Origin of the sequence: Pseudoclavibacter sp. RFBB5 (assembly GCF_002931555.1) — a bacterium.
Taxonomy (GTDB): domain Bacteria; phylum Actinomycetota; class Actinomycetes; order Actinomycetales; family Microbacteriaceae; genus Pseudoclavibacter.
Map to the genome: position 1 here is coordinate 118,305 of NZ_PSTZ01000001.1, position 22,146 is coordinate 140,450.

At 68.4% G+C, this 22,146-nt stretch carries 23 protein-coding genes; 20 read left to right on the forward strand and 3 right to left on the reverse strand.

Going from position 1 to position 22,146, the window contains the following annotated elements; translation table 11 throughout:
* Positions 1-32: 32 nt before the first annotated feature.
* The 7 genes from C5B97_RS00585 (at position 33) to C5B97_RS00615 (ending at position 9,712) form a co-directional block, all read left to right on the forward strand.
* Positions 33-1,382 carry an extracellular solute-binding protein gene (locus C5B97_RS00585; RefSeq protein ID WP_104310208.1) on the forward strand — a complete coding sequence of 450 codons (1,350 nt, stop codon included), beginning with the start codon at positions 33-35 and terminating at the stop codon, positions 1,380-1,382.
* A 147-nt stretch (positions 1,383-1,529) separates the two neighbouring features.
* Positions 1,530-2,528 (forward strand): carbohydrate ABC transporter permease, encoded by a 999-nt coding sequence (locus C5B97_RS00590; RefSeq protein WP_104310209.1) that lies wholly within the window; start codon positions 1,530-1,532, stop codon positions 2,526-2,528.
* Positions 2,525-3,469 carry a carbohydrate ABC transporter permease gene (locus C5B97_RS00595; RefSeq protein ID WP_104310210.1) on the forward strand — a complete coding sequence of 315 codons (945 nt, stop codon included), beginning with the start codon at positions 2,525-2,527 and terminating at the stop codon, positions 3,467-3,469. Before C5B97_RS00590 ends, C5B97_RS00595 begins: the two co-directional genes overlap by 4 nt.
* A gap of 52 nt (positions 3,470-3,521) precedes the next feature.
* On the forward strand, positions 3,522-5,036 hold the full coding sequence (locus C5B97_RS00600; RefSeq protein WP_104310211.1) for an alpha-N-arabinofuranosidase: 1,515 nt from the start codon (positions 3,522-3,524) through the stop codon (positions 5,034-5,036).
* Positions 5,037-5,097: 61 nt separating this feature from the next.
* Entirely contained in the window at positions 5,098-6,342 is a 1,245-nt protein-coding gene (locus C5B97_RS00605; protein ID WP_104310212.1) for an FAD-binding protein, read from the forward strand.
* A 179-nt stretch (positions 6,343-6,521) separates the two neighbouring features.
* The gene (locus tag C5B97_RS00610) at positions 6,522-7,196 is read left to right on the forward strand and encodes a TetR/AcrR family transcriptional regulator (protein ID WP_104310213.1); all 675 of its coding nucleotides are present in this window, start codon (positions 6,522-6,524) and stop codon (positions 7,194-7,196) included.
* A gap of 14 nt (positions 7,197-7,210) precedes the next feature.
* Positions 7,211-9,712 carry a YhgE/Pip domain-containing protein gene (locus tag C5B97_RS00615; RefSeq protein WP_104310214.1) on the forward strand — a complete coding sequence of 834 codons (2,502 nt, stop codon included), beginning with the start codon at positions 7,211-7,213 and terminating at the stop codon, positions 9,710-9,712.
* On the opposite strand, the gene C5B97_RS00620 is transcribed toward C5B97_RS00615, so the two are convergent.
* Positions 9,709-10,446 carry a GPP34 family phosphoprotein gene (locus C5B97_RS00620; protein WP_104310215.1) on the reverse strand — a complete coding sequence of 246 codons (738 nt, stop codon included), beginning with the start codon at positions 10,444-10,446 and terminating at the stop codon, positions 9,709-9,711. The two genes, C5B97_RS00615 and C5B97_RS00620, sit on opposite strands and share 4 nt — an antisense overlap.
* 80 nt (positions 10,447-10,526) lie before the next feature.
* Entirely contained in the window at positions 10,527-11,186 is a 660-nt protein-coding gene (locus C5B97_RS00625) for an XRE family transcriptional regulator (RefSeq protein ID WP_104310216.1), read from the reverse strand.
* Between the two features lie 101 nt (positions 11,187-11,287).
* On the opposite strand from C5B97_RS00625, the gene C5B97_RS00630 reads away from it, so the two are divergent.
* The 3 genes from C5B97_RS00630 to C5B97_RS00640 all read left to right on the forward strand — a co-directional run bounded on the left by C5B97_RS00630 (position 11,288) and on the right by C5B97_RS00640 (position 13,242).
* Positions 11,288-11,878: a hypothetical protein gene (locus C5B97_RS00630; RefSeq protein WP_104310217.1), complete on the forward strand. Its 591-nt coding sequence runs from the start codon at positions 11,288-11,290 to the stop codon at positions 11,876-11,878.
* The gene (locus C5B97_RS00635) at positions 11,875-12,408 is read left to right on the forward strand and encodes a ferritin (protein WP_104310218.1); all 534 of its coding nucleotides are present in this window, start codon (positions 11,875-11,877) and stop codon (positions 12,406-12,408) included. The genes C5B97_RS00630 and C5B97_RS00635 overlap by 4 nt, the downstream gene beginning before the upstream one ends.
* 198 nt (positions 12,409-12,606) lie before the next feature.
* The gene (locus C5B97_RS00640) at positions 12,607-13,242 is read left to right on the forward strand and encodes a CoA pyrophosphatase (protein WP_258067846.1); all 636 of its coding nucleotides are present in this window, start codon (positions 12,607-12,609) and stop codon (positions 13,240-13,242) included.
* A gap of 221 nt (positions 13,243-13,463) precedes the next feature.
* Here the strand turns inward: C5B97_RS00640 and C5B97_RS00645 are convergent, their stop codons facing one another.
* On the reverse strand, positions 13,464-14,300 hold the full coding sequence (locus C5B97_RS00645) for an exodeoxyribonuclease III (protein WP_104310219.1): 837 nt from the start codon (positions 14,298-14,300) through the stop codon (positions 13,464-13,466).
* Between the two features lie 97 nt (positions 14,301-14,397).
* Here C5B97_RS00645 and C5B97_RS00650 point away from each other — a divergent pair, with 97 nt between their 5' ends.
* The 10 genes from C5B97_RS00650 (at position 14,398) to C5B97_RS00705 (ending at position 22,043) form a co-directional block, all read left to right on the forward strand.
* Positions 14,398-15,123, forward strand: a complete 726-nt coding sequence (locus C5B97_RS00650) for a hypothetical protein (RefSeq protein ID WP_104310220.1) — start codon at positions 14,398-14,400, stop codon at positions 15,121-15,123.
* The gene (locus tag C5B97_RS00655) at positions 15,120-15,425 is read left to right on the forward strand and encodes a transcriptional regulator (protein ID WP_104310221.1); all 306 of its coding nucleotides are present in this window, start codon (positions 15,120-15,122) and stop codon (positions 15,423-15,425) included. The genes C5B97_RS00650 and C5B97_RS00655 overlap by 4 nt, the downstream gene beginning before the upstream one ends.
* A gap of 1 nt (position 15,426) precedes the next feature.
* Complete coding sequence (locus tag C5B97_RS00660; RefSeq protein ID WP_104310222.1) at positions 15,427-16,428, forward strand: ABC transporter ATP-binding protein; 1,002 nt, start codon at positions 15,427-15,429, stop codon at positions 16,426-16,428.
* A gap of 5 nt (positions 16,429-16,433) precedes the next feature.
* Entirely contained in the window at positions 16,434-17,186 is a 753-nt protein-coding gene (locus C5B97_RS00665) for an ABC transporter permease (RefSeq protein ID WP_104310223.1), read from the forward strand.
* 175 nt (positions 17,187-17,361) lie between these two features.
* Positions 17,362-18,456, forward strand: a complete 1,095-nt coding sequence (locus C5B97_RS00670) for a peptidoglycan-binding protein (RefSeq protein WP_104310224.1) — start codon at positions 17,362-17,364, stop codon at positions 18,454-18,456.
* Complete coding sequence (locus C5B97_RS00675) at positions 18,447-19,049, forward strand: ATP-binding cassette domain-containing protein (RefSeq protein ID WP_104310225.1); 603 nt, start codon at positions 18,447-18,449, stop codon at positions 19,047-19,049. The genes C5B97_RS00670 and C5B97_RS00675 overlap by 10 nt, the downstream gene beginning before the upstream one ends.
* A 131-nt stretch (positions 19,050-19,180) precedes the next feature.
* Positions 19,181-20,131: a hypothetical protein gene (locus C5B97_RS17825; protein ID WP_181026839.1), complete on the forward strand. Its 951-nt coding sequence runs from the start codon at positions 19,181-19,183 to the stop codon at positions 20,129-20,131.
* A 66-nt stretch (positions 20,132-20,197) separates the two neighbouring features.
* Positions 20,198-20,512: a hypothetical protein gene (locus C5B97_RS00695; protein WP_104310229.1), complete on the forward strand. Its 315-nt coding sequence runs from the start codon at positions 20,198-20,200 to the stop codon at positions 20,510-20,512.
* A 184-nt stretch (positions 20,513-20,696) separates the two neighbouring features.
* The gene (locus tag C5B97_RS00700) at positions 20,697-21,236 is read left to right on the forward strand and encodes a hypothetical protein (protein WP_181026840.1); all 540 of its coding nucleotides are present in this window, start codon (positions 20,697-20,699) and stop codon (positions 21,234-21,236) included.
* Between the two features lie 81 nt (positions 21,237-21,317).
* On the forward strand, positions 21,318-22,043 hold the full coding sequence (locus C5B97_RS00705) for a GPP34 family phosphoprotein (protein WP_181026841.1): 726 nt from the start codon (positions 21,318-21,320) through the stop codon (positions 22,041-22,043).
* The last annotated feature ends 103 nt before the right edge of the window (positions 22,044-22,146 follow it).

Sequence of the window (22,146 nt, forward strand, 5' to 3'; positions counted from 1 at the left end):
TGACGTTTCATCCTCGAGAGGTTCGCTCCCCCATGAACAAGAGAACTCTGACGGCCATCAGCGCCGCAGCACTCACGGCCGTCGCGCTGAGCGCATGCTCGTCTGGCGGAGGCGGTGGCACCGCTGCTGCGGACGCCACGTGCACGAACACGATCGTGAACGAGGACGCCCCGCAGGTGCTCGTCTGGGCTTGGTACCCCGCGTTCGAGCAGGTCGTCGACCTGTACAACCAGACCCACGACGATGTTCAGGTGTGCTGGACGAACGCCGGCCAGGGGAACGACGAGTACACGAAGTTCTCCACCGCCATCGAGGCCGGCTCGGGAGCCCCCGACGTGATCATGCTCGAGAGCGAGGTGCTCTCGAGCTTCACGATCCGGGATGCCCTGGTGGACATCAGCGAGTTCGGTGCGAACGACCTCTCCGGCAGCTACACGGAGGGTGCCTGGAGTGATGTGACGAGCGGCGACGCCGTCTACGCCATCCCGGTCGACAGCGGCCCCATGGGCATGCTCTACCGCCAGGACCTCTTCGACGCGGCGGGTATCGCCGTGCCGACGACATGGGACGAGTTCGCCACGGCAGCGCAGCAGCTCAAGGACGCCGGTTCCGGCGGAGTCCTGGCCAACTTCCCCACAAACGGTCGCGCCTTCAACCAGGCGCTCTTCGCGCAGGCAGGCTCCGAGCCGTTCGTCTACGACAAGACCAACCCCACCGAGGTCGGCATCAACGTCAACGACGACAGCGCCAAGGAGGTGCTCGCCTACTGGGACGACCTGGTGAAGAAGGACCTCGTCACGACGGACGACGCCTTCACCGCCGACTACAACACGAGCCTCGTCGATGGCACCTACGCCGTCTACCTCGCCGCGGCCTGGGGCCCCGGCTACCTGCAGGGTCTGTCGGACGCCGACGGAACCGCGGAGTGGCGCGCGGCCCCGCTCCCGCAGTGGGATGCGGCCAACCCCGTCGACGTGAACTGGGGCGGATCGACCTTCGCCGTCACGGAGCAGGCCGACGACAAGGCGCTCGCCGCCCGCGTCGCCATGGAGATCTTCGGCACGGAAGAGGCCTGGAAGATCGGCATCGAGGAGGGCGCGCTGTTCCCGACCTACACCCCGGTCCTCGAGTCGGAGTACTTCACCGAGCTCGAAGCAGAGTTCTTCGGCGGTCAGCAGGTCAACAAGGAGGTCTTCCTCCCCGCGGCCGCCGGCTACTCCGGCTTCACGTTCAGCCCGTTCCAGAACTACGCCTTCGACCAGCTCACCGAGCAGCAGTACGCGATGGTGCAGGGCCAGAAGTCGTCTGACCAGGCGCTGGACGACCTGCAGGCGTCGCTCGTGCAGTACGCCACGGAGCAGGGCTTCACCGTCACCGAGTAGTCGGCAGCGCCGACCCCCGTCCGGGCATCGGCGTCGACCGCCGCACGACAGCGGCCGACCCGATGCCCGGACGCCTCCTCCAGTGCGCCCACCGCGGCACCGGCTTCGTGATGACAGACAGCGTGATGACAGACAGAAGGACTCGAAATGGCTACTCCGAATGCCGTGATCGTGCCGAGTGCACGTGAGGCGGAACCGGGCGAGCAGGAAAGCGCCCCGCCTCCTCGCAAGCAGGGCAGACCCCGCAAGCCGCGGGCAGTGATCGGCCCCACCGAGCGTCGTCGGCAGCGCATCGGGTGGCTGTTCGTCGCCCCGTTCGCGGTCGTGTTCGTGACGTTCCTGATCGTGCCGCTCTTCTACGCGTTCTGGATGAGCCTGCAGACGTCGACGCTCGCCATGGGCACGTCGTTCACGTGGTTCGACAACTACGCGAAGGCGTTCACCGACCCGATCTTCCTCGACGGCCTGCTGCGCGTCGGACAGTTCGCGCTCGTCATGATCCCGCTGCAGATGCTCGTGGCGCTCATCGCCGCGCTGGTGCTCGACAGCCTGACGACGTGGGCGTCGAAGTTCTCGCGGCTCATGATCTTCCTGCCGTACGCCATCCCCGTCGTCATCGGGGCGCTCATGTGGGGCTTCCTCTACAGCCCGCGCTTCGGTCCGGCCAGCGACCTGTTCGAGCTCTTCGGGCTCGCGGCCCCCGACTTCCTCGCGCAGAGCGCCATCTTCGGCAGCCTCGTGAACATCGTCACCTGGCAGTGGGCCGGCTACTACATGATCATCATCTACGCGGCCCTCCAGGGCATCGACCGCTCCATCTACGAGGCGGCCCGCATCGACGGCGTCACCTCCCTGCAGATGGCGCTGCGCATCAAGGTACCCATGATCTCGTCGTCGATGGTCATGGTGCTCATCTTCGCGATGATCGGCACGCTGCAGTTCTTCACCGAGCCGCAAGTGCTCCGCGGCATCGCGCAGGGCGCGATCCCCGTGTCGTACACGCCGAACATGTACGCCTACTCGCTGGCCTTCTCATACAGCCAGTTCAACTACGCGTCGGCGATCTCGTTCGCGCTCGGAGTCGTCGTGTTCATCGGCTCCTACTTCTTCCTCTTCCTCACACGCAAGCAGAGCGGGCTGAAATGACCACGGAGACCGCGGCGAGTTCCACGCTCACCCCACGACAGCAGCGCAGCTTCGCGCGCGCCCAGCGCAACGCCGACCTCCGCAGAGGCGGGTCGAAGGCGAAGCGCACCTTCTCGCACATCCTGCTGCTCGCATTCGTCATCTACTTCATCATGCCGCTGTGGTGGCTCATCGTGGCGTCCACCAAGGACACGGCGGGGCTCTTCACCGGCAGCGGCGGGCCGCTCTGGTTCGACGACAGCTTCAACCTCTTCGACAACATCGCGCAGCTCAGCACCCACCAGGGCGGCATCTACTGGCGCTGGCTCGGCAACTCGTTCCTCTACGCCTTCACGGGAGGCATCGGGGCGACGATCCTCGCGGTGTTCGCCGGCTACGGCTTCGCGAAGTACCGTTTCCGCGGCCGCACGGTCTTCTTCAACGTGCTGCTCGGCGCTGTCATGGTGCCGCTCACGGCCTTGGTCATCCCGACCTTCGTCCTCCTCAGCGAGGCGGGCCTCGTCAACACGATCTGGGCGGTCATCCTCCCGTCGCTGCTGAACCCGTTCGGCGTGTACCTCATGCGCATCTACGCCCAGGATGCGGTGCCAGACGAGATCCTGGACGCGGCACGAGTCGACGGGGCGGGGGAGATCCGCATCTTCTTCCAGGTCGCGCTGCCACTGCTGCGCCCCGCGATCGTCACCGTCCTGCTCCTCAGCGTCGTCGGCACGTGGAACAACTTCTTCCTGCCGCTCGCCGTGCTGAGCGACCCGAACCTCCTCCCCGTCACCGTCGGTCTCAACAGCTGGACGGCGCTCTCCAACGCGGGAGCCGGCGGCGAGCAGGTCTGGAACCTCATCGTCACTGGCGCCTTCCTCTCCATCGTGCCGCTTGTCATCGCCTTCCTCTCGCTGCAGAAGTACTGGCAGGGCGGCCTCTCGCTCGGCGCAGTCAAGTAACCCCGCGCATCCGCAGCTCTCACCCCTCGACAGAAAGACAGCAGAACACCCCATGGTCACTGCACGACTCACCATCGACCCCCACTTCGCAGTCGGCGACATCAACCGCCGAGTCTTCGGTTCGTTCATCGAGCACCTCGGACGCGCCGTCTACGACGGCATCTACGAGCCAGGCCACCCGACGGCAGACGAGAACGGCTTCCGCCGCGACGTCATCGACCTCGTCAAGGAGCTCGGCGTCTCCGCCATCCGCTACCCCGGTGGCAACTTCGTCTCCGGCTTCCGCTGGGAGGACAGCGTCGGCCCCAAGGCTGAACGCCCGCGTCGCCTCGACCTCGCCTGGCACTCGACCGAGACCAACGAGGTCGGCCTGCACGAGTTCGCGACCTGGCTCGACAAGGTCGACAGCGAGCTCATGCTCGCAGTGAACCTCGGCACGCGCGGCACCCTGGAAGCCCTCGACCTCCTCGAGTACTCCAACATCCCCGCAGGCACCGCACTCAGCGAGCAGCGCATCGCCAACGGCAGGACCAACGCGTTCGGAGTGAAGATGTGGTGCCTCGGGAACGAGATGGACGGGCCGTGGCAGCTCGGCCACCGCTCGGCCGACGACTACGGCAAGATCGCATCCCAGACGGCGAAGGCCATGCGCCAGATCGACCCGACGCTCGAGCTCGTCGCCTGCGGCTCGTCGAGCGCGCAGATGCCGACCTTCGGCGAGTGGGAGCGCGTCGTGCTCACGCACACGTACGACGACGTCGACTACATCTCCTGCCACGCCTACTACGAGGAGAAGAACGGCGACCTCGACAGCTTCCTCGCCTCCGCGGTCAACATGGATGGCTTCATCGAGTCGGTCATCGCGACCGCCGACCACGTCAAGGCCGTCAAGGGCAGCGACAAGACCATCAACATCTCGTTCGACGAGTGGAACGTCTGGTACCTCGACCGGTACCACGACGTCGACAAGGTCGAGGGCGTCGACAACTGGCCCATCGCCCCGCGCATCCTCGAGGACGTCTACTCGGTGGCCGACGCGGTCGTCTTCGGCAACCTCATGATCTCGCTCCTCAAGCGCGCCGACCGGGTGACCAGCGCCTCCCTCGCGCAGCTCGTCAACGTCATCGCGCCCATCATGACCGAGCCGGGCGGGCCGGCCTGGAAGCAGACGACCTACTTCCCGTTCGCCCTCACCTCGCGCCTCGCCAAGGGGCAGGCGCTCGAGGTTCGCCTCGAGAGCCCCACCCACACGACCGAGGTCTACGGCACCGTCGCGACCCTGGACGCCGTTGCCACCCACGATGCCGAGACCGGCTCGACGGCGCTGTTCCTCGTCAACCGCAGCCGCGACGAGGAGGCAGTCGTCACGATCGACATCGCCGCGCTGGGCGGGGCAAGGGTCGTGGATGCGCAGACGCTCGCCGACGACGACGTGTACGCCAAGAACACGCTCGAGGACCCGGAGCGGGTCGGACTCGTTGCCAACGACACCGCCCGCGTCGAAGACGGAATGCTGACGGTCACCCTGCCCCCCGTATCGTGGACGGCGGTAGAGCTCCGAGCCTGACAACCTGGCCGAGCCCCGCCGGGTGCATCCACTTCGCAACGTCGCAGAAAGCAGGACAGCAGTGACCTCCAACTGGGCTGGCAACATCACCTTCGAGGCGGAGCGCGTCGCCGCCCCGACGAGCACGGCCGAGGTCAGCGAGGTGGTGCGCGCCGCGGTGGCTGCCGGACAGTCGGTGCGGGCGCTCGGCAGCGGGCACTCGTTCAACCGGATCGCCGACACGAGCGGAGTGCAGGTGTCGACGCGGGGGCTGCGCAGCCCGCTCCGCATCGACGAGGACCGGCGGTGGGTGTCGATCGGCGCTGGCACCCGCTACGGGGAGCTCGCGATCGACCTCGCCGAGCACGGCCTGGCGCTCGCGAACCTCGCCTCCCTCCCGCACATCTCCATCGCGGGGGCGGTCGCGACGGGCACCCACGGTTCCGGCAATACCAATCGGAGCCTGGCCGCCGCCGTCGCCGCCATCGAGTTCGTCGCGGGCGACGGGGAAGTGGTCGTGCTCGAGCGGGGCGACGAGGGCTTCGACGGGGCCGTCGTCTCGCTGGGGGCCCTCGGAATCGTGACGCGCATCCGCCTCGACGTCGTGCCCCACTTCGAGGTGCGGCAGCGGGTCTTCGAGAACCTGCCGTTCGCGGCGCTGCTCGAGAACTTCGACGAGATCACCGGCACCGGGTACAGCGTGAGCGCCTTCACGACGTGGGCCGAACCCGAGGTCATCGACCAGGTGTGGGTGAAGCAGCTCGCGAGCGAGCTCGCGCCTGGCGACTTCTACGGGGCCACGCCCGCGACTGAGGCCCTGCACCCCATTCGTGGCATCTCCGCCGTGGCCTGCAGCGAGCAGTTCGGCGTCGCCGGCCCCTGGTACGAGCGGCTCCCGCACTTCAAGCTCGAGTTCCAGCCGTCCAACGGGGCCGAGCTGCAGAGCGAGTACCTCATCCCGCGGCTCCGGGCGCAGGATGCGCTGCTCGCGCTCGCGGGCATCGCCGACCGCATCCGCCCCCACCTGCTCGTCAACGAGGTGCGCACGGTCGCGCGCGACTCTCTCTGGCTGAGCCCCATGCACGGCAACGACGTCGTCGGCCTGCACTTCACATGGAAGCAGGACCCGGAGGTCGCCGAGCTGCTGCCGCTGCTCGACGAGATCTTCGAGCCACTCGGCGGTCGCCCGCACTGGGGCAAGGTCTTCGACGAGCGGATCGACGTCGCCGAGCGGTACCCGCGCCTCGGCGACTTCCGGAAGCTCGTCGGGCGCTACGACCCGAACGGCGTCTTCGCGAACGACTTCACGCGACGCGTGCTGCGGTAGGCCTGGGGCTGGACGCGTTTCGAGCCCTGGCGCGCGGAACGGCACGTTTTTGCACTGATGTTGGTCACGGGGGAGTTCGCTGAGCGGCCGCGCCCCACTGCGCCTCGAACTGACCCTGTTGTGATCTCGCACGATCGTGCTAATTTACATCTGTAAATTAGTTCCGAGCGAGGAGTGCCGTGATCCAGGAAGATGCGAGGTTCGTCCGTTCGCGGGCGGCGCTCATCGCTGCCGTCGTCGAACTGCTCGATGAGGGGCGCGACGCAGCTCAGCTGAGCATCACCGACCTCGTCGGCCGGGCCGGAGTCAGTCGTCCCACGTTCTACAAGCACTTCGACGACACCGCCGCGCTCATCCGCGAGGCCGCCCTCCGCCGCCTGCAATCGGCATTCGATCGGATTCCGAGCGTCGGCGAGGACCCCTCGTGGCCGACCTTCGTGCGCGGCACGCTCCGCGCGCTCCTCCACGAACTCGACGCAGACGCGCCTTTCTACCGGGCGGCCCTCGAGAGCAGCTTCGGCCTCCTCACGGGCGACGTCATCGCGTACCTCGCCTCGAGGCTCCTCGAATCGTCACCGCTCGGACCCGTCATCCGACGGCGCCCGGGCCCCGACACCCCGCGGGACCGCGCCGAGTTCCTCGCGGCCGGCGCCATGTGGCACGTCACGCGGTGGCTCTTCGCTGACGTTAATGTCCCAGTCGAAGCGGACACGAACCCGACCGCCGACTCCTCGGCCGCTGCTCGCGCATCCACCGATGAACTCGTCGAGCGCCTCTCCTCCCTGCTCCTCGCATCCTCCGGCGCGACTGTCGCCGAGCTTGACGCCCTCCGCGCCGAGCACGTTCGCTCATAGGACTTCACACCCACATGCGTTCCTTCCCACTTCCCGCCTTCGTGCGCTCGCACCGGCGGACGCTCATCGTCATCGTCGGCATCGCGCTCATTCCCCTCATCTACGCGGGCTCGCTGATCTGGTCGAACGAGGACCCGACGCACCGCCTCGACCACATCGACGCGGCCATCGTGAACAGCGACCAGGCGGCGACCCCCGCGACGACCACCGAGGGGGAGCCGGCAGAACCCGTCGATCTCGGCGCGACGCTCACCGAGAAGCTCGTCGACAGCACCGAGTCGAACAACTTCAGCTGGCACGAGATGTCGGCGGATGAGGCGCAGAGCGAGCTCGAGTCGGGCAAGGTGCTCGCCGTGCTCGATATCCCGGCGGGTTTCTCGGCGGCGGCCGTCTCGGCGGGTGGTGACGACCCGCTGGACGCGGCCATCGCTCGCCTCTCCATCACGACCAACGACGGGGCGAACATCATCGTCGGCAACATCGCGTCGACGGTCGGCACGACGGTCGCCGACGAGCTGGCGACAGAGGTCTCCGACGAGTACCTCCGCAACGTCTACGTGGGCTTCACCGACATCCACGAGAGCGTCTCCGAGGCTGCCGACGGCGCGACCGAGCTCAACGACGGCGCCGAGCAGGCGCGCACCGGCTCTGGCCAGCTCGTCGTCGGGCTCGGCCAGCTGCGCGAGGGCGGGCTCACCCTCGCCGACGGCAGCGCGACGCTCGCCGACGGGGCGGCTCAGGTGGATGCGGGCGTGCAGCAGCTCAACGCCGGTCTCGTCACCGCCAACTCGGGTGCGCAGACGCTCAGCTCCGGCGCCGCGGACGCCAACGCGGGCGCGCAGCAGCTCAGCGCGGGCGCTGCGACCGCGAACACGGGTGCACAGGAGCTGAGCGCGAAGCTCGCAGAGGCGAGCTCCGGTGCGCAGCTCCTCAGCGATGGGCTCGCGGAGTTGAACTCCAAGACGAGCGACCTGCCTGCGAGCGTCACGACGCTCACGGAAGGGGCGACGACTCTCGACGCTGGAGCGACGGCTCTCGCCGGTGGCCTCGAGACGGCCCTCGGAGCGAGCAGGGGCCTCGACGACGGCACCACTGCCCTCGCCGCCGGTGCAGGGGACCTCTCAGGCGGCATCGATTCGCTGCTTGCCGACTACGACTCGCTGTCCGATGCCCAACGCAAGGAACTGCTGACGCAGCTCTCCACTGCTGGACAGTCCCTCGGCGCGAAGGCCGGCGAACTGAGCGCCGGGACATCCGCGCTCGTCGGTGACGCCGCCGCGGGGACCGGGCTGAGCTACCTCCAAGCGAAGTCGACCGAACTCGCCGCTGGCGCCACCCAGCTCTCCGACGGCGTCTCACCGCTCAGCGGCAAGGTCGACGAGCTCGTTGCAGCGGTCTCGACTGTTTCGACGAAGTCGGCGGAACTCGCCTCCGGAACCCAGCAGCTCTCCACCGGCGCTTCCACGCTCGCGACGGGCACCCAGTCGCTCGCCGACGGAACGTCGACGCTGGCGACCGGAACCCAGTCGCTCGCGGACGGCGCATCCTCGCTCGCGACGGGCACGCAGACACTCGCGGACGGCGCATCCACCCTCGCGCAGTCGACGCCGAAGCTCGCCTCGGGTGCCTCCGAGCTCTCGTCGGGCGCGACAACCCTCGCCGACGGAACCGCCGACGCCGAGTCGGGCGGCGCCGAGCTGAACGACGGCATCACGCAGCTCGCCGACGGCAGCAAGACGCTCGCGGATGGCCTCGACGACGGGGTCTCCGACATCCCGAGCTACACGGATGCGCAGGCCGACCACCTCGCCGGCGTCACGTCGACGCCAGTGGAGATCACGAAGACCCGACTCAACGAGGTGCCCGCGTACGGCTACGGTCTCGCGCCCTACTTCATGACGCTCGGCCTCTGGGTCGGCGCGCTCGCCTTCTACCTGATGTTCCCGCCGCTGCGCGAGCGTCTTGTGCTCGGCCGTCAGCCCGCGATTGTCGTGGCGCTGCGCAGCTTCGCGCCCGGCGCGATGCTCGGCGCCGCGCAGAGCCTGCTCATGCTCACGATCGTCCGCTTCGGGCTCGGGCTCGAACCTGCCGACATGCTCGGCCTCATCGCGCTGGCGCTGCTCACAAGCGTCACGTTCGTCGCCGTCAACCAGGCCTTCAACGCGCTCCTCGGCCCTCCCGGACGCTTCCTCGCGCTCATCATGATCGTGCTCCAGCTCTCCTCAGCCGGCGGCACCTACCCGGTCGAGACGGCACCCGCGTTCTTCCAGCTCATCCACTCGTGGCTGCCGCTGAACTACGCCGTCACCGCGTTCCGCTCCCTCGTCGCCGGCGGGTCGATCGGCATCGGGGAGGCGTACGGGATGCTCACCGTCTGGCTCGTCGCGGCCCTCGCCCTCACGACGCTGTCGATCGTCATCAAGCGCCGCCGGGAACGCCTGAAGCCGGCCGCAGCACCCGCTCCTGCGCGCATCCCGAAAGCTGCTGTCAGGCGGGCCGCGGCGTCCGTGACCTAGTTGTTCGCCGCGTTGGCGGCGACGCTCGCCGCGACGGCAGCATTGATCGTGATGGCGTTCATGGTGCGGGCGACGGCCGAACTGGCCGCGGTGGCTCCCCAGTCACCTTGCTCGAGGGCCTTGGCGCGGTTGATGACGTCGGTCTCCCAGGGGATCTCCCGGTGCAGCGTCGGCATCGACCCGCTCGCGGAGATGAGCGCCGCGAGGGCAGCGGTTCGCGCGTCGGGTTCCGCGCCGTCGATGAGCACGGACTGCACGCGGCTCATGAGCGTGGCACGGCGTCCCGTATCGCCCAAGCTGAGCGTCGTCTTCGGGATGAACCCGAAGGTCTTGCCCTGCTCGCGGGTGAGGTCGCCGCGGAAGATGAGGCTCTCGAGCAGCTGGCCGCGGAGGTTCGGCCCGATAGCGGCGAGCATGCCCTGCACCTCGCGCCGCTTCTCCCGCGAGTACTCCCAGGCCGACCGCAGAATCTCGTCCTCGGGCGCCTCATCGCCGACCGAGAGCACACGCGTGCCGCGAAGCCCCGCCTGCTCGATTCCGATCTGGTCGTTCAAGGCCAACTCAGTGAGCACCGCCCCGCCGAGCACGTAGAAGAGGGTGCCTTCGCCGCCGATGGTGCCGTCGTCCGGGTTGAAGAGCAGCAGCAAGAGGTCTTCTGCGAGCAGCGGCTGCGGCTCACTGGCGTGGTCGGCGCCGGTGTCGTCGGCGTCGTGGATGCGGTCGGGCTGTTCCATGGATCCCCCTGGCTGGTGCGCGAGTCGTCGTGCGCGCCAAGCTAGCATCCGAGCCTCGAACGGATGCTCGACCGTCCTGCTCAGCCCTCCGCGCGGTCTCCGTACGCGGTGACCGACAGGAAGCGGGCGGGCAGCTCGATGAGCTCTTCCGGCCCGTGGGGGCCCTCGCCGTCGAACTGGAGGGTGTCGCCTGGGCCCATCTCGTAGCGCGCATCCCCGTGCCCGTAGGCCATGCGGCCTTCGAGCATGTAGAGCAGCTCGGTGCCTGGATGCTGGAACAGCGGGAAGACCTCGCTCGCCTCGGTGAGGGTCACGAGCACGGCCTCCATGCGCTTGTGCTGGCCGCGCAGGGCGCCGAGGAGCTCGTAGAGGTGCCCGGATCGGGAGCCGCGGCGCACGATCTGCGCGCCGTGGCCTGCTGGCACGTAGACGGCTTCGCGGTCGGAGTCGACGCCGCGGAAGAGCGCCGTGACGGGCACGTCGAGGCCGTGCGCGAGGCGGCCGAGCGTGGTGAGGCTGCAGGAGGTGAGGGCGTTCTCGATCTTCGAGAGCATGGCTTTCGAGATGCCCACCTTGTCGGCCATCTCGGCGACGGACAGGCCGGTCGCGAGCCGGTACGCGCGCACCTGGGCTGCGATGGCCCGCTCGAGGTCGCCCGGCTGCGGGCCGACCGTGGCCGGATCGACCTCGCGGTCCACCGAACCCACGCCGATCTCGTCGTGGTCGTGTGCGTCGCTCATGCAGCCTCCGGGGTTTCGCTCAAGCCTAGCTTTCGAGCGTTGGCGAGCCGGACGCCTGGCATCGTTTGGTGTTGGGAGCCCCTTGCCCCTAGCGTTGCGGCATGACGAGCGCGAGCGCAGGGGCAGAGCGTGGCTGGGTTCTGCGCGCGGCGATCAGGGCCGGGCTGCTGACGGTCATCGCCGGGTTCCTCGTCTACATGCTGCTGATCTTCCCGGGGGCGGCGGCCGCATCCGACGTCGATCGCGACTCGGCCGAGGGCGCCCGACTCGCCGGCACGCTCATCCCGATCGCCGTGGCGAGCATCGCTGCCGCGCTGGTGCTGGGGGTCTGGCTGACGCTCGACGTTGCTCGGGCGATCAGCCTCAGCTTCCGGCGCGCGGTGTCGAGGGGTGAGCGGATGCGGCTGCGAGCGTCGCTGCCGTGGGTCGCCGCGCTCGCGGTGCTGGTCGCGGTGGGCTGTGCGACGCTCAGCGTCGCCGTCATCGTGGACAGCATCGTCGCCGGCATCGGCGTGGATGCGGATCAGACCAAGTACTGGGGGAGCACCGGCGCGATCATCGGGGACGCGTTCGGTGCAGCCTGCATCCCGTTCGTGGTCGCGACCGGTGTCGCGCTGGTCACGTGGACGATCCGCGCGGCAACAAAACTTGACCGCCACGCGAAACGCGCCGGGAGTAGCGTTGCGGCGTGACTTCTTCTTCGTTCAATGACCTTCTGACCGCCCAGATCGGCAACGAGTTCTCGGCATCGCAGCAGTACATCGCGATCGCCGTGTGGTTCGACAACCACGACCTCCCGCAGCTGGCGGCGCACTTCTACCAGCAGTCGGTCGAGGAGCGCAATCACGCGATGATGCTCGTGCAGTACCGCCTCGACCGCGACCTCGGCGTCACGATTCCCGGCGTCGCCGCCCCCAGGACCGAGTTCGCGAACGTCGTCGAGCCCATCGAGCTCGCGCTCGAGCAGGAGCGGGAGGTGACGTCGCAGATCGAGGCGCTGTTCCGCGCGGCACGTGCGGATGGCGACGCGATCGGCGAGCAGGCGATGCTCTGGTTCCTGAAGGAGCAGGTCGAGGAGGTCGCCTCCATGTCGACGCTCGTCACGATCGCGAAGCGCGCCGGCGACAACCTCTTCGACATCGAGAACTTCATCGCCCGCGAGACCGTCGGCGACAGCGGCCAGGACGCGGATGCTCCTGCCGCGGCTGGCGGGGCGCTCTAGGCGCTCGCGCTCGTAAGTCGCTCCAGATGGTCGCCATGCGTGCGCACTGACGACCTTTTGGGGTGACTCGTGGATGTCGGCGGTCGCGCTGGCGACCCCGCGTACGCTGAAGCCGTGCATCCCGAACCATCGACGAAGGCCGCGCGTGCGCAGCTGACCGAGCTCGCCGAGTGCGCGGCTGCGGGCCTCGAGCCCGCCGTGCCGCTGTCGCCCGTGGATGAGCGGCTCGTGCGCGTCTCGCGATCTGCGGCTGTGCTCATCCTCTTCGGGATGCTCGACTCGCTCCCCAGCGACCGCGACGCCCAGGCGGGCGCCGTGTCTCGTGACCTCGACGTGCTGCTGCTCGCGCGCGCGTCGACGCTGCGATCGCATCCTGGACAGGTCGCGTTCCCCGGCGGGCGCGTCGACCCGGAGGACAAGGACGCGGTTGCCGCCGCGCTGCGCGAGGCGGTGGAGGAGACGGGGCTCGACGCCGACGGCATCGACGTGCTCGGCCCCCTCGAGCCCGTGCCACTCACGTACTCCCGCCACCTCGTGACGCCAGTGCTCGCCTGGTGGCGGCGCACCTCCGCCGTCGGGGTCGTCGACGAGGCGGAGTCGGCCGCCGTGTTCCGCGCGCCCGTCGCCGATCTGCTCAACCCCGCGAACCGCGGCATCACCGTGCTTCGACGTGACGGGGAGGAGTGGCGCGGCCCCGGCTTCCTGGTGCGCGATGACAGTGGCCAGCACCTCGTCTGGGGTTTCACGGCGATGCTGCTCGACGGCATTTTCGACCGCCTCGGCTGGACCGAGCCGTGGGATGAGGTGCGCGAGTTCGAGCTCCCGGAGGGCTGAGCGGGCCATTCGCATGCTCCTGCCCACGCGGCACGCGTGTCCGAGAGCGGGCGCGGATCGGGCTGCCGCCGCATCCGCCCGCATTCTCGGGATGGAGAACTCGCTTCGTGCTGGGAAGTTTCCCGCAACGAAGTGAGGTTGCCATCCCGAAGTCGGAGCGCGGTCGGTCAGAAACCGGGGGTGGTGGATGCGAGGTGCTGTCGCATCCGCTTCGTCGACGCCTAGAAGATCATCGGGCGGTCGTCGTCGAGGGAGGTCTCGAGGTCGAGCTCCACGACGACGGGCACGTGGTCGCTCGGGCCGTCGCCCTTGCGCTCGTCGCGTTCGATGGACGCATCCACGACGAGGTCGTCGAACTCCGGGGTGCCGAGGATGAAGTCGATGCGCATGCCCTCGTTGCGGGGGAATCGGAGCGACTTGTAGTCCCAGTAGGTGTAGCCCTCGACGCCGCGCGAGCGCACGGTGTCGACGAAGCCGGCCTCGAGGAACGCCTCGAACGCGGCACGCTCGGGTGCCGACACGTGGGTCGAGTCGACGAATGCGGCCAGGTCCCAGACGTCGATGTCGAGGGGAGCGATGTTGAAGTCGCCCATGAGTGCAAGCGGGGTGTCTGGATGCGCCTGCCGCCACCCGGTCATGTCGGCGAGCAGCGCCTTCAGCCAGGCGAGCTTGTACGGGTAGTGGTCGTTGGTGAGCTCGCGGCCGTTGGGCACGTACAGCGACCACAGGCGCACGTCTTCGACGGTGACGCCGAGGGCGCGGGCTTCGAGCGGAAGCGTGCCCTCTGGCGTTGCCTTCCCAAAGCCCGGCATGTCGGCGAACGTGATCTCGGGATCGCTCATGGGGAGGCGGCTCGCGAATGCGACGCCGTTCCACTGGCTGAGGCCGTGGATCTCGAGCTCGTAGCCGGCTTCTTCGAACACCTCCCGGGGGAACTGCTCGGGCTTGCACTTGATCTCCTGCATCGCGAGCACGTCGATGTCGGCGCGCACCATCCAGTCGATGACTCGTCCCGAGCGGGCGCGGATGGAGTTGACGTTCCAGGTGGCGATGCGCATGGGGTCAAGGCTATCGCCCGGCGCTCTCAGGGAACTCGCACGCGCACGCCCCTGCCTGCTCTTGACGCAAACTAGTTTGCAGCGCAAACTGGTTTGCATGGACATCAACGAACGCCGGACCCCCGCCGATGGCAGCATCCCGCAGGCGAGCGACGACGACCGTGCCCTCGCGCCGAGCGAGATGCTCGCCCTCATGCGTGACCAGCAGCGCACGACGCGCACCCGGCTCGACCGTGCGCTGTACATCCTCCTCGGCACCTGGGCGGTCGCCTGGTTCGTCGGCTTCCAGGCGCTGTGGAGTGCCGAGGATGGGGGAGCGAGCCCGATCGTTCGCATCCCCACCGCCACGGCCTTCATCATTTTCGGCGTGGCGATGATCGTCGGCGTCATCGTGTCGGTGGTCTCCGGCATCTCGATGGGGCGGGGGATGCGCGGCCGCAGCAACACGGCGGGCAAGCTCTACGGCTGGTCCTGGTCGATCTCGATGATGGGCGCCTGGTTCTTCGCCGCGTCGCTGCTGCGTCAGGTGCAGGACCCGACCCTCGCGCCGCTGCTCATGCCGGGCATCTTCGTCATCACGGTCGGCGTGCTCTACATGGCGGGCGCCGCGATGTCCCGCTCCGGCGCGCAGTTCGCGCTCGGGGTCGCCGTCATCGTGCTCGCCGTCGTCGCCACCGCGCTGGGCGCGCCCACCCACTACCTCGTCTACGGCACGGCGGGCCCGCTCATCTTCATCGCCTTCATCGTGCTGCTGCGCACGGGGGTCATCTCGAGCGAGCCGCCCCTGCGCGAGACCACTCCGCGGGGCGAGGTGCACGCATGAGCGACCCGAGCGCCGAGTTCGACCCGATCATCCACGCGCCCGCCCGACTGCGCATCATGACGACCCTCGCCGAGAGCCTCGACGACGGCGACGAGATGACGTTCTCGAAGCTGCGCAGCCTCCTCGACATGACGGCGGGCAACCTCACGACGCACCTCTCGAAGCTCGAGGACGCCGGCTACGTCGTCATCGACAAGGCCTTCGCGGGCCGCAAGCCCGTCACGTATCTGACCATCAGCCCCGCCGGTCGAGCCGCGTTTCGCAGCTACCGGACGGCGCTCCTGAAACTCCTCGGGGGATGACATGAACGCCCAGCCCGCCAACGCCCAGCCCGCCAGTGCGCGGCCTTCCACGATCGTCGAGGTCGACGAAGTGGTCAAACGATTCGGCCAGCACACGGCCCTCGACGGGATCTCGCTGAACGTCACCGCCGGTGAGTGCGTCGGCCTGCTCGGGCCGAACGGCGCCGGCAAGACGACGCTGCTGTCGCTCCTGCTCGGGCTGCGCTCGCCGACGACCGGCACGGTGCGGCTCTTCGGCGGCGACCCGCTCGACGTCCGCACGCGCATCCGGGTGGGGTCGACGCCGCAGGCCAGCGCACTGCCGGAGGCGCTCAAGGTTGCGGAGGTGCTCGACTACGTTGCGGCCCACTACCCGCAGCCCGCGGCCAGGAACGAGCTGGTGGATGCGTTCGACCTGGGCCCGCTGCTCGGCAAGCAGTGCGGCTCGCTCTCCGGCGGGCAGCAGCGGCGTCTCGCCGTGGCGCTCTCGTTCGTCGGCGACCCCGACCTCGTGCTCCTCGACGAGCCCACGACGGGCCTCGACGTCGACGCGCGTCGCAGCCTCTGGGACGCGCTCCGCGCCAAGCACCGCGCCGGCTGCGCCGTCATCGTCACGAGCCACCACCTCGAGGAGATCGAGCAGCTCGCCGAGCGGGTCGTCGTCATCGACCATGGCAGCGTCATCACGGACGGCAGCCTCGCCTCGGTGGTCGGCAGCGTCTCTCGCCGCAGGGTCACGATGCGGGGCGTCGATGCGGCCCGCATCCAGGCCATCGACGCCGACGCGCTGACCGAGACGGTCGAGGGTCCGGGCGGTTCAGCGGGTTCGGGGCGGGCAGCGGATGCGGGGCTCGTGACCGCGCTCGTGCGCGACTCGGACGCGTTCATCCGCTCGCTCGTCGCATCCGGCGCGCCCTTCACGGACCTGACGGTGCGCGGGGCGACGCTCGAGGAGGCCTTCCTCGCCATGACGCAGAACGACGAGGCCTCGCCCGCCGTCAAGAACGCACAGAACGGGAGTTGAGGACCATGTCCACTGCAGCACTCATCGCCACGCACGTGAAGTACTCGCTCATCGAGACGGCGCGCGTGCCCATCGCCGTCATCGGGTCGCTCGTCTTCCCGACGCTCGCGTTCTGCTTCTTCGTGCTGCCGCAGCGCGCGATCGCCGAGGATCCGGTGATCGCCACGCAGGCCGTCGCGTCGATGGTCGTGTTCGCCTTCATGACCAACGGGCTCTTCAGCCTCGGCCTCGACCTGGCTGAGCAGCGCTCGAAGCCGTGGGTGCCGTACCTGCGCACCCTGCCGGGGAAGCCGTCCGCGCGCATCGCGGGGCTTGTCATCGGGACGCTCGTGATGGCGGTCGTCTCGATCGTGCCGCTGCTCATCGTCGGCGGGCTCTTCACGGCGGCCGCCCCGACCCTCATGCAGGTGGTGTTCGGCCTCATCGCGGTGGTGCTCACGGCGGTTCCGTCCGCCCTCATCGGCGCGATCGTCGGCACGACCGCGGGCCCGAAGGCGGCGATCGCGATCACGCAGGTGCTCATGTTCCTGCTCGCCTTCGGAGGTGGCCTGTTCCTGCCGCCCATGATGTTCCCCGGCTGGCTGGATGCCGCCTCGAAGGTGCTGCCCGTGCGGCAGGCGCGCGAGGTGGTCATCGCGGTGGTCTCCGGCGGGCAGTTCCCGATGTGGGCGCTCTTCGGCCTCCTCGCGTGGACGGCCGTCCTCGGCTTCCTCGCGGTGTTCTTCTACAAGCGAGACGAGGGCCGGAAGTTCTCGTAGGGGCCGTGGACAACCTGGCTATGAACGCTGAAAATCTCCATCAATCTGGCCGAAGGAACGCCACTTAGACGGAATCCATGAGAATGGATCTTTCTCGTTTGTTGCGGTCCAGAATCACCGCTACATTGATCCGCGTCGGCGCAAAGGGGCCCGACTCGGATCGAGGGGTGGCAGGGTGAAGCACGCGCAGCCTGGCAACGAAGACGTGGTCAGCGTCGTGTCGGACAGCGACCGACCTGCCCGGCGCCGGGGCTTCTCTGCCACCGTCGCGCTGGTCATCGTCGCCACGCTGGCGGTAGCCGCATCCCTCGTCGCCTTCTCCGTCTTCCGCCCCACCCCGCCCGGACTCGCAACCGCCTCCGTGCCTTCAGAAGTGCAACTCGTGGCCGAGGAACTGACCGACGCACGAGCCGTGGAGCTGACTGCACAGCTGGGTGACGACGCCTCCTTGCCGTCACCGACGAGCGGCACGCTGACCGACTCGTCCTGCACTGCAGGCGGCGACCTCGTCTCAGGGGGGAGCTCCTTCAAGGTCGGCGAGACTCCGCTCGTGAGTCTCCACACGTCCACGCCGCTCTGGCGGGACCTCAGCTATGGCCTCAAGGGTCCCGACGTCACCGCACTGCAGGTGGCGCTTGCGGGCCTCGGCTACGACGTGTCCGAGACTGACGCCTTCGACTGGCAGACGTGGTCTGCCTGGGACGACCTCGTCGAGTCGGTGTACGGCGACACCAAGCAAGGCGAGCTGGCACTCGCACAGGTGCTCTGGCTCCCCTCGGCGACGATCTCGGTGCAGTCCTGCCCGGTCCCGCTCGGACAGACAGCCGCGCAGGGCGAGGCTCTTGTCGACCTCGCGAACCCACTCCTATCGGCCTCCGTGAAGAGCTACCCGACAGACCTCGTGCCCGGTGCGCGAAAGCTGACGCTTGAGGGCGTCGACGTCGCGATCGACGAGGCGGGAGCCGTGACGCCTGAAGGGCTCTCCGTGCTGGCCGGCACGAATGCGTTGGCGAAGTACGCGGCGAGCCCTGACGATGCGAGCATTCAAGCCGAGCTCGTGCTGGTCGGTGCGACCACCGTCTACGCGGTCCCCCCGGCCGCGGTCGCGATGACCAGCGAAACAGGTGGATGCGTCGCGACGCCGGACGGCGGGTCGCTCCAGGTGGCCGTCGTGTCCTCGAAGCTCGGTCGCACCTACGTCTCGTTCCCGGAGCCGCCGACAGCCGCGGCCGTCAAGGCCGTCGCGAAGAAGGACCTGGCATGTTCGTGACGCTCGCCGACGTCGGACATCGTTACCCCGGCCATCCGCTGCTCTTCGAGAACGTCTCCGCGCGCCTCGACCCTGGCCGTGTCTACGCGCTCACGGGCCCGTCCGGATCAGGGAAGTCGACGCTGCTCGGGATGCTCGCCGGCTGGATCCCACCCGTGGTCGGCAACATCACGCGTGTCGGCGTGGAGCGGATCGGCTGGGTGTTTCAGAACCCGCACGGCGTTGCGCGGAGGACGGCGCTCGACCACGTGGCGCTTGCGTTCGTCGCACGGGGGGAGACAAGAACACGTGCGGATGTTCGCGCTCGGGAACTGCTCGAACGCTTCGGCCTGGGACACGCGGCCGATCGCCAGTTCAGGGCTCTCTCCGGAGGTGAGGGGCAGCGGCTCATGCTCGCACGCGGCATCGCCGCCGCCCCCGACCTGCTCCTGGTCGACGAGCCGACGGCGCAGCTCGACCTGCGCACGGCAGCTTCCGTCAGCGACGCCCTCGGGCGCATCGCCACCGACGGCACGATCATTGTCGTCGCCACGCACGACGCCCGCACGAGAGACGCCTGCACCGACGTCATCGACCTGGGGGTGTTCCAATGAGCGCGATGCGGTTCCGCGAAGTGCGGCGGGAGGCTGGCCGAAACCTGTCGTCCGGAGCGAGTCGCGCGGTGTTGCTGATGCTGCTTGTCGCCGCCGGCTCAGCCACGCTCGCGGCGTTGGACACTGCCGAGATGACCGGCGTCATCCGGGCCGCGGAGGACTTCCGCGCTCGTGGCGCATCGATCACAATCCTGGCGGCTGAGGACAGCATCGACGGGCGCGCGTGCGACGCACTCGGCCGGGTGGACGGGGTGCGCGCGGCAGGCGCGCTGGCCGAGCGCGAAACGCCGCTCCGCGTGGCGAGCATCCCGCAGAACCCGCTCACCTACTTCGAGTCGTCACCGGGCTTCGCGACGATGCTCCCCGCCGCGACGGGAGGCACGGAGCCGGGGCTGCTCATGCCGATCGCGGTCGTAGAGACCCTCGGGCTGACCTTGGGTGACCCGATCCAGACAGCGGATGGGCCAACGACCCTCGGCGGGACGTACGAGTACCCGGACGACGGGCGTACGACCGGAATGGCGTACGCGGCGATCGCGCCGATCGCGCCTGACTCCAAATTCGATGAGTGCTGGATCGACGCTTTCCCGGTCTCTCAGGCAACCATCGAGCTGCTCTACACGGCCATCGCGGCCGACTCGAATCTGCCTGACACGGGGCCGCAGCTGAGCCAGCACAACCTGCAGCTGGGGAAGCCGGTCAACCCGGAGTCTGCGTTCGCCGGAAGGGCGACTGGCGCGTTCCCGCTCGCGGGCTTCGGCATCGGCGCGATGATCGGCTTCGGGGCCGTCTGGCTGCGGCGGCTCGAGATCGCTTCGGCCTTTCACGTCGGGGTGCAACGAAGCGACCAGACGGTGACGCTCCTGCTTGAGGCGCTCGCGTGGTCGTGTGCCGGGGCATTGGTGGCATTCCCTGCGATCGCCCTGCTGACACAGAACCTGGCGGCGAGTGACCTCATTCCGGTCGCCGCGACCGCCGCTTTGACTCCCGCGCTGACCGTCTCCGGGGCGATCCTCGGAACGCTGGCGGCGGCCCTGCTGGTGCGAGAACGACGGCTGTTCTCGTACTTCAAGGGTCGTTGACGGTACCGGTCAGCGCGGGTCGGCGCCGCCAAGGGGGAGGCGTCGGAACACAGAAAGGGGACGAAGATGTCCACCATCACACTGAAGAACAAGGTCGGACGCAAGCTCGGCACGCTGCTGCTCGCCGGAGCGCTCGCAACCGGAGGGGTCGCGGTAGCGCAGGTCGCAGCTGCACCGGAAGCAGAAGCGGCGGTCTGCGGGTCGGTCTCGGCGCGGCCCGGTTACGCCTACGCGAGCAACGGCTGCGGCTATGCGCAGGCCTCTGTCGGACGCATCGTCAGCGGAAAGGGGAAGTCGGTGACGGCGACCAAGTACCGCGGCTGGGTCTCGGTGTCGTACAAGGCCGGTTCGCACTGGTACTCGCAGGGCAAGGTCTGGTAGCGCCGAGGGCGGTCTAGTGCAGGCGGGGCCCCGCGACCTCAACGCGGGGCCCCGCTTCCGAACATCCATTGACGGGGAGAGACAGATGGTCATTTCACACGCACGATTGATGTGTACGTCGGTTGCCCTGCTCGCGGCGGTCGCACTGACCGGTTGCGCGCAGGCGGACACCTCTGACGAGGGCATGACACAGACGGGCGGGTCCCTCACACTGGAGCAACTCCTTGATGAGGGCCTGGCGAACTCGAAATCGGATTTCCAGACGGAGGTGCTCACGGCCGCTCGTGAGTCCGGGGAGATCTCCGAGGCAGATTGGAAGGAGGGAAACAACCTGAGACTCCAGTGCCTTCAGGAGAAGGGTTTCGACGCCGAACTGCTGTATGAAGGTGCCGAGGTCTACTTGCAGACGGATGCCGATCCAGGGGCAGCAAGCCCCGACGAAGGGGATTCTGAGCTGCAGGCTGCGGATCTGGACTGTTACGAGAAGACCAGTGCGTTCATCAACGAGGCATACTCACTCATCAACGGCGGCCAATCTTCGGTGGATCCAGACGAGATGCAGCGTGCCGTACTGCAGTGCCTCATCGACCGTGAGCTCGTGCCGGCCGACACCACGTACGAGGAGTTCGTTGCCGACCTCGAGCAGAACGAGGGAAAGCAGTACTCGCCGCAGAGCACCGAAGCGAACGACCCCGTCGCGGCCTGCTGGATGGAGAACTCCTAGGTGCGTTCGGCGGCGACCTCCAGCCTCGTTCCCTAGCGTCAGGTCATGGACGCCACTGGGGAAGAGACTGTAACCGCTGCCGTGACCGTGCCACAGGCCGTGTTCCTGCTGGCCCTCGACGATGAGACGGGGAGGCCGCTCGTCGACAGGTCTGCGCTGGCGCAGGTGCTGTCGGCGGCGGGTCTCGTCGAGCTGATCATGCTCGGGAGGCTCCGCATCGCGGGCCCGACAAAGACCGAGTCGGGGGTGGATGCTGACGCCAAGCCCGGCACGTTCGTGGCGGTCGGTCAGCCCCTCGACCCGGCTGGTGCTGACGCCGACCTCGAGGCGCTCGTCGAGACCGCCGTCGGTCGCAAGCCGGACTCGGCGGTGAAGCTCATCGTCGGCTTCGGCGGACCCAAGTCGGAGGCGACGAAGCTCAAGGAGGGCATCGCCGAGGAGTTCGTGGACGCGGGCGTGCTCGGCCACGAGGAGAAGAAGTTCCTCGGCGGCACGTTCTCGGAACGCTGGCCGCGCGGGGAGAACGCGCAGCTCGAGGACTCCATCCAGGCTGAGGCCAGGGCACTGCTCACAGGTGAGGTCGAGCCGCGAGAGACCGACCGGGTTGCCGCAGCCCTCGCGCTCCTCCACGCGGTCCGCGTTCTGCCGCGCGTCTTCCCGGACCTCGACCGTGCATCCATCTCGAAGCGCGCCGAGGAGCTCATCGACTCGGCCGCCGTCGCGGGTGAGCTCGGGAAGATGATCAGGGAGGCGCAGCTCGTGATGATGACGACCGTCGCGACGCTGGTCATCACGACGCGAGATTGACAGCTCCCGAGCCGCCGACGCTTGCTGCCTCGGGCCCTGACCTCTGAAACTCGGGATGGCAAAGTCGCTTCGTGTTGGGAAGTTTTCCTCAACGAAGCGACTT

Coding starts and splice junctions, on each gene's coding strand:
- C5B97_RS00600 (WP_104310211.1), top strand. CDS start 3,522: ATGGTCACTGCACGACTCACCATCGACCCCCACTTCGCAGTCGGCGAC.
- C5B97_RS00665 (WP_104310223.1), top strand. CDS start 16,434: ATGTCCACTGCAGCACTCATCGCCACGCACGTGAAGTACTCGCTCATC.
- C5B97_RS00615 (WP_104310214.1), top strand. CDS start 7,211: ATGCGTTCCTTCCCACTTCCCGCCTTCGTGCGCTCGCACCGGCGGACG.
- C5B97_RS00700 (WP_181026840.1), top strand. CDS start 20,697: ATGACACAGACGGGCGGGTCCCTCACACTGGAGCAACTCCTTGATGAG.
- C5B97_RS00595 (WP_104310210.1), top strand. CDS start 2,525: ATGACCACGGAGACCGCGGCGAGTTCCACGCTCACCCCACGACAGCAG.
- C5B97_RS00650 (WP_104310220.1), top strand. CDS start 14,398: ATGGACATCAACGAACGCCGGACCCCCGCCGATGGCAGCATCCCGCAG.
- C5B97_RS00585 (WP_104310208.1), top strand. CDS start 33: ATGAACAAGAGAACTCTGACGGCCATCAGCGCCGCAGCACTCACGGCC.
- C5B97_RS00675 (WP_104310225.1), top strand. CDS start 18,447: ATGTTCGTGACGCTCGCCGACGTCGGACATCGTTACCCCGGCCATCCG.
- C5B97_RS00645 (WP_104310219.1), bottom strand. CDS start 14,300: ATGCGCATCGCCACCTGGAACGTCAACTCCATCCGCGCCCGCTCGGGA.
- C5B97_RS00695 (WP_104310229.1), top strand. CDS start 20,198: ATGTCCACCATCACACTGAAGAACAAGGTCGGACGCAAGCTCGGCACG.
- C5B97_RS00590 (WP_104310209.1), top strand. CDS start 1,530: ATGGCTACTCCGAATGCCGTGATCGTGCCGAGTGCACGTGAGGCGGAA.
- C5B97_RS00655 (WP_104310221.1), top strand. CDS start 15,120: ATGAGCGACCCGAGCGCCGAGTTCGACCCGATCATCCACGCGCCCGCC.
- C5B97_RS17825 (WP_181026839.1), top strand. CDS start 19,181: ATGACCGGCGTCATCCGGGCCGCGGAGGACTTCCGCGCTCGTGGCGCA.
- C5B97_RS00660 (WP_104310222.1), top strand. CDS start 15,427: ATGAACGCCCAGCCCGCCAACGCCCAGCCCGCCAGTGCGCGGCCTTCC.
- C5B97_RS00620 (WP_104310215.1), bottom strand. CDS start 10,446: ATGGAACAGCCCGACCGCATCCACGACGCCGACGACACCGGCGCCGAC.
- C5B97_RS00630 (WP_104310217.1), top strand. CDS start 11,288: ATGACGAGCGCGAGCGCAGGGGCAGAGCGTGGCTGGGTTCTGCGCGCG.
- C5B97_RS00625 (WP_104310216.1), bottom strand. CDS start 11,186: ATGAGCGACGCACACGACCACGACGAGATCGGCGTGGGTTCGGTGGAC.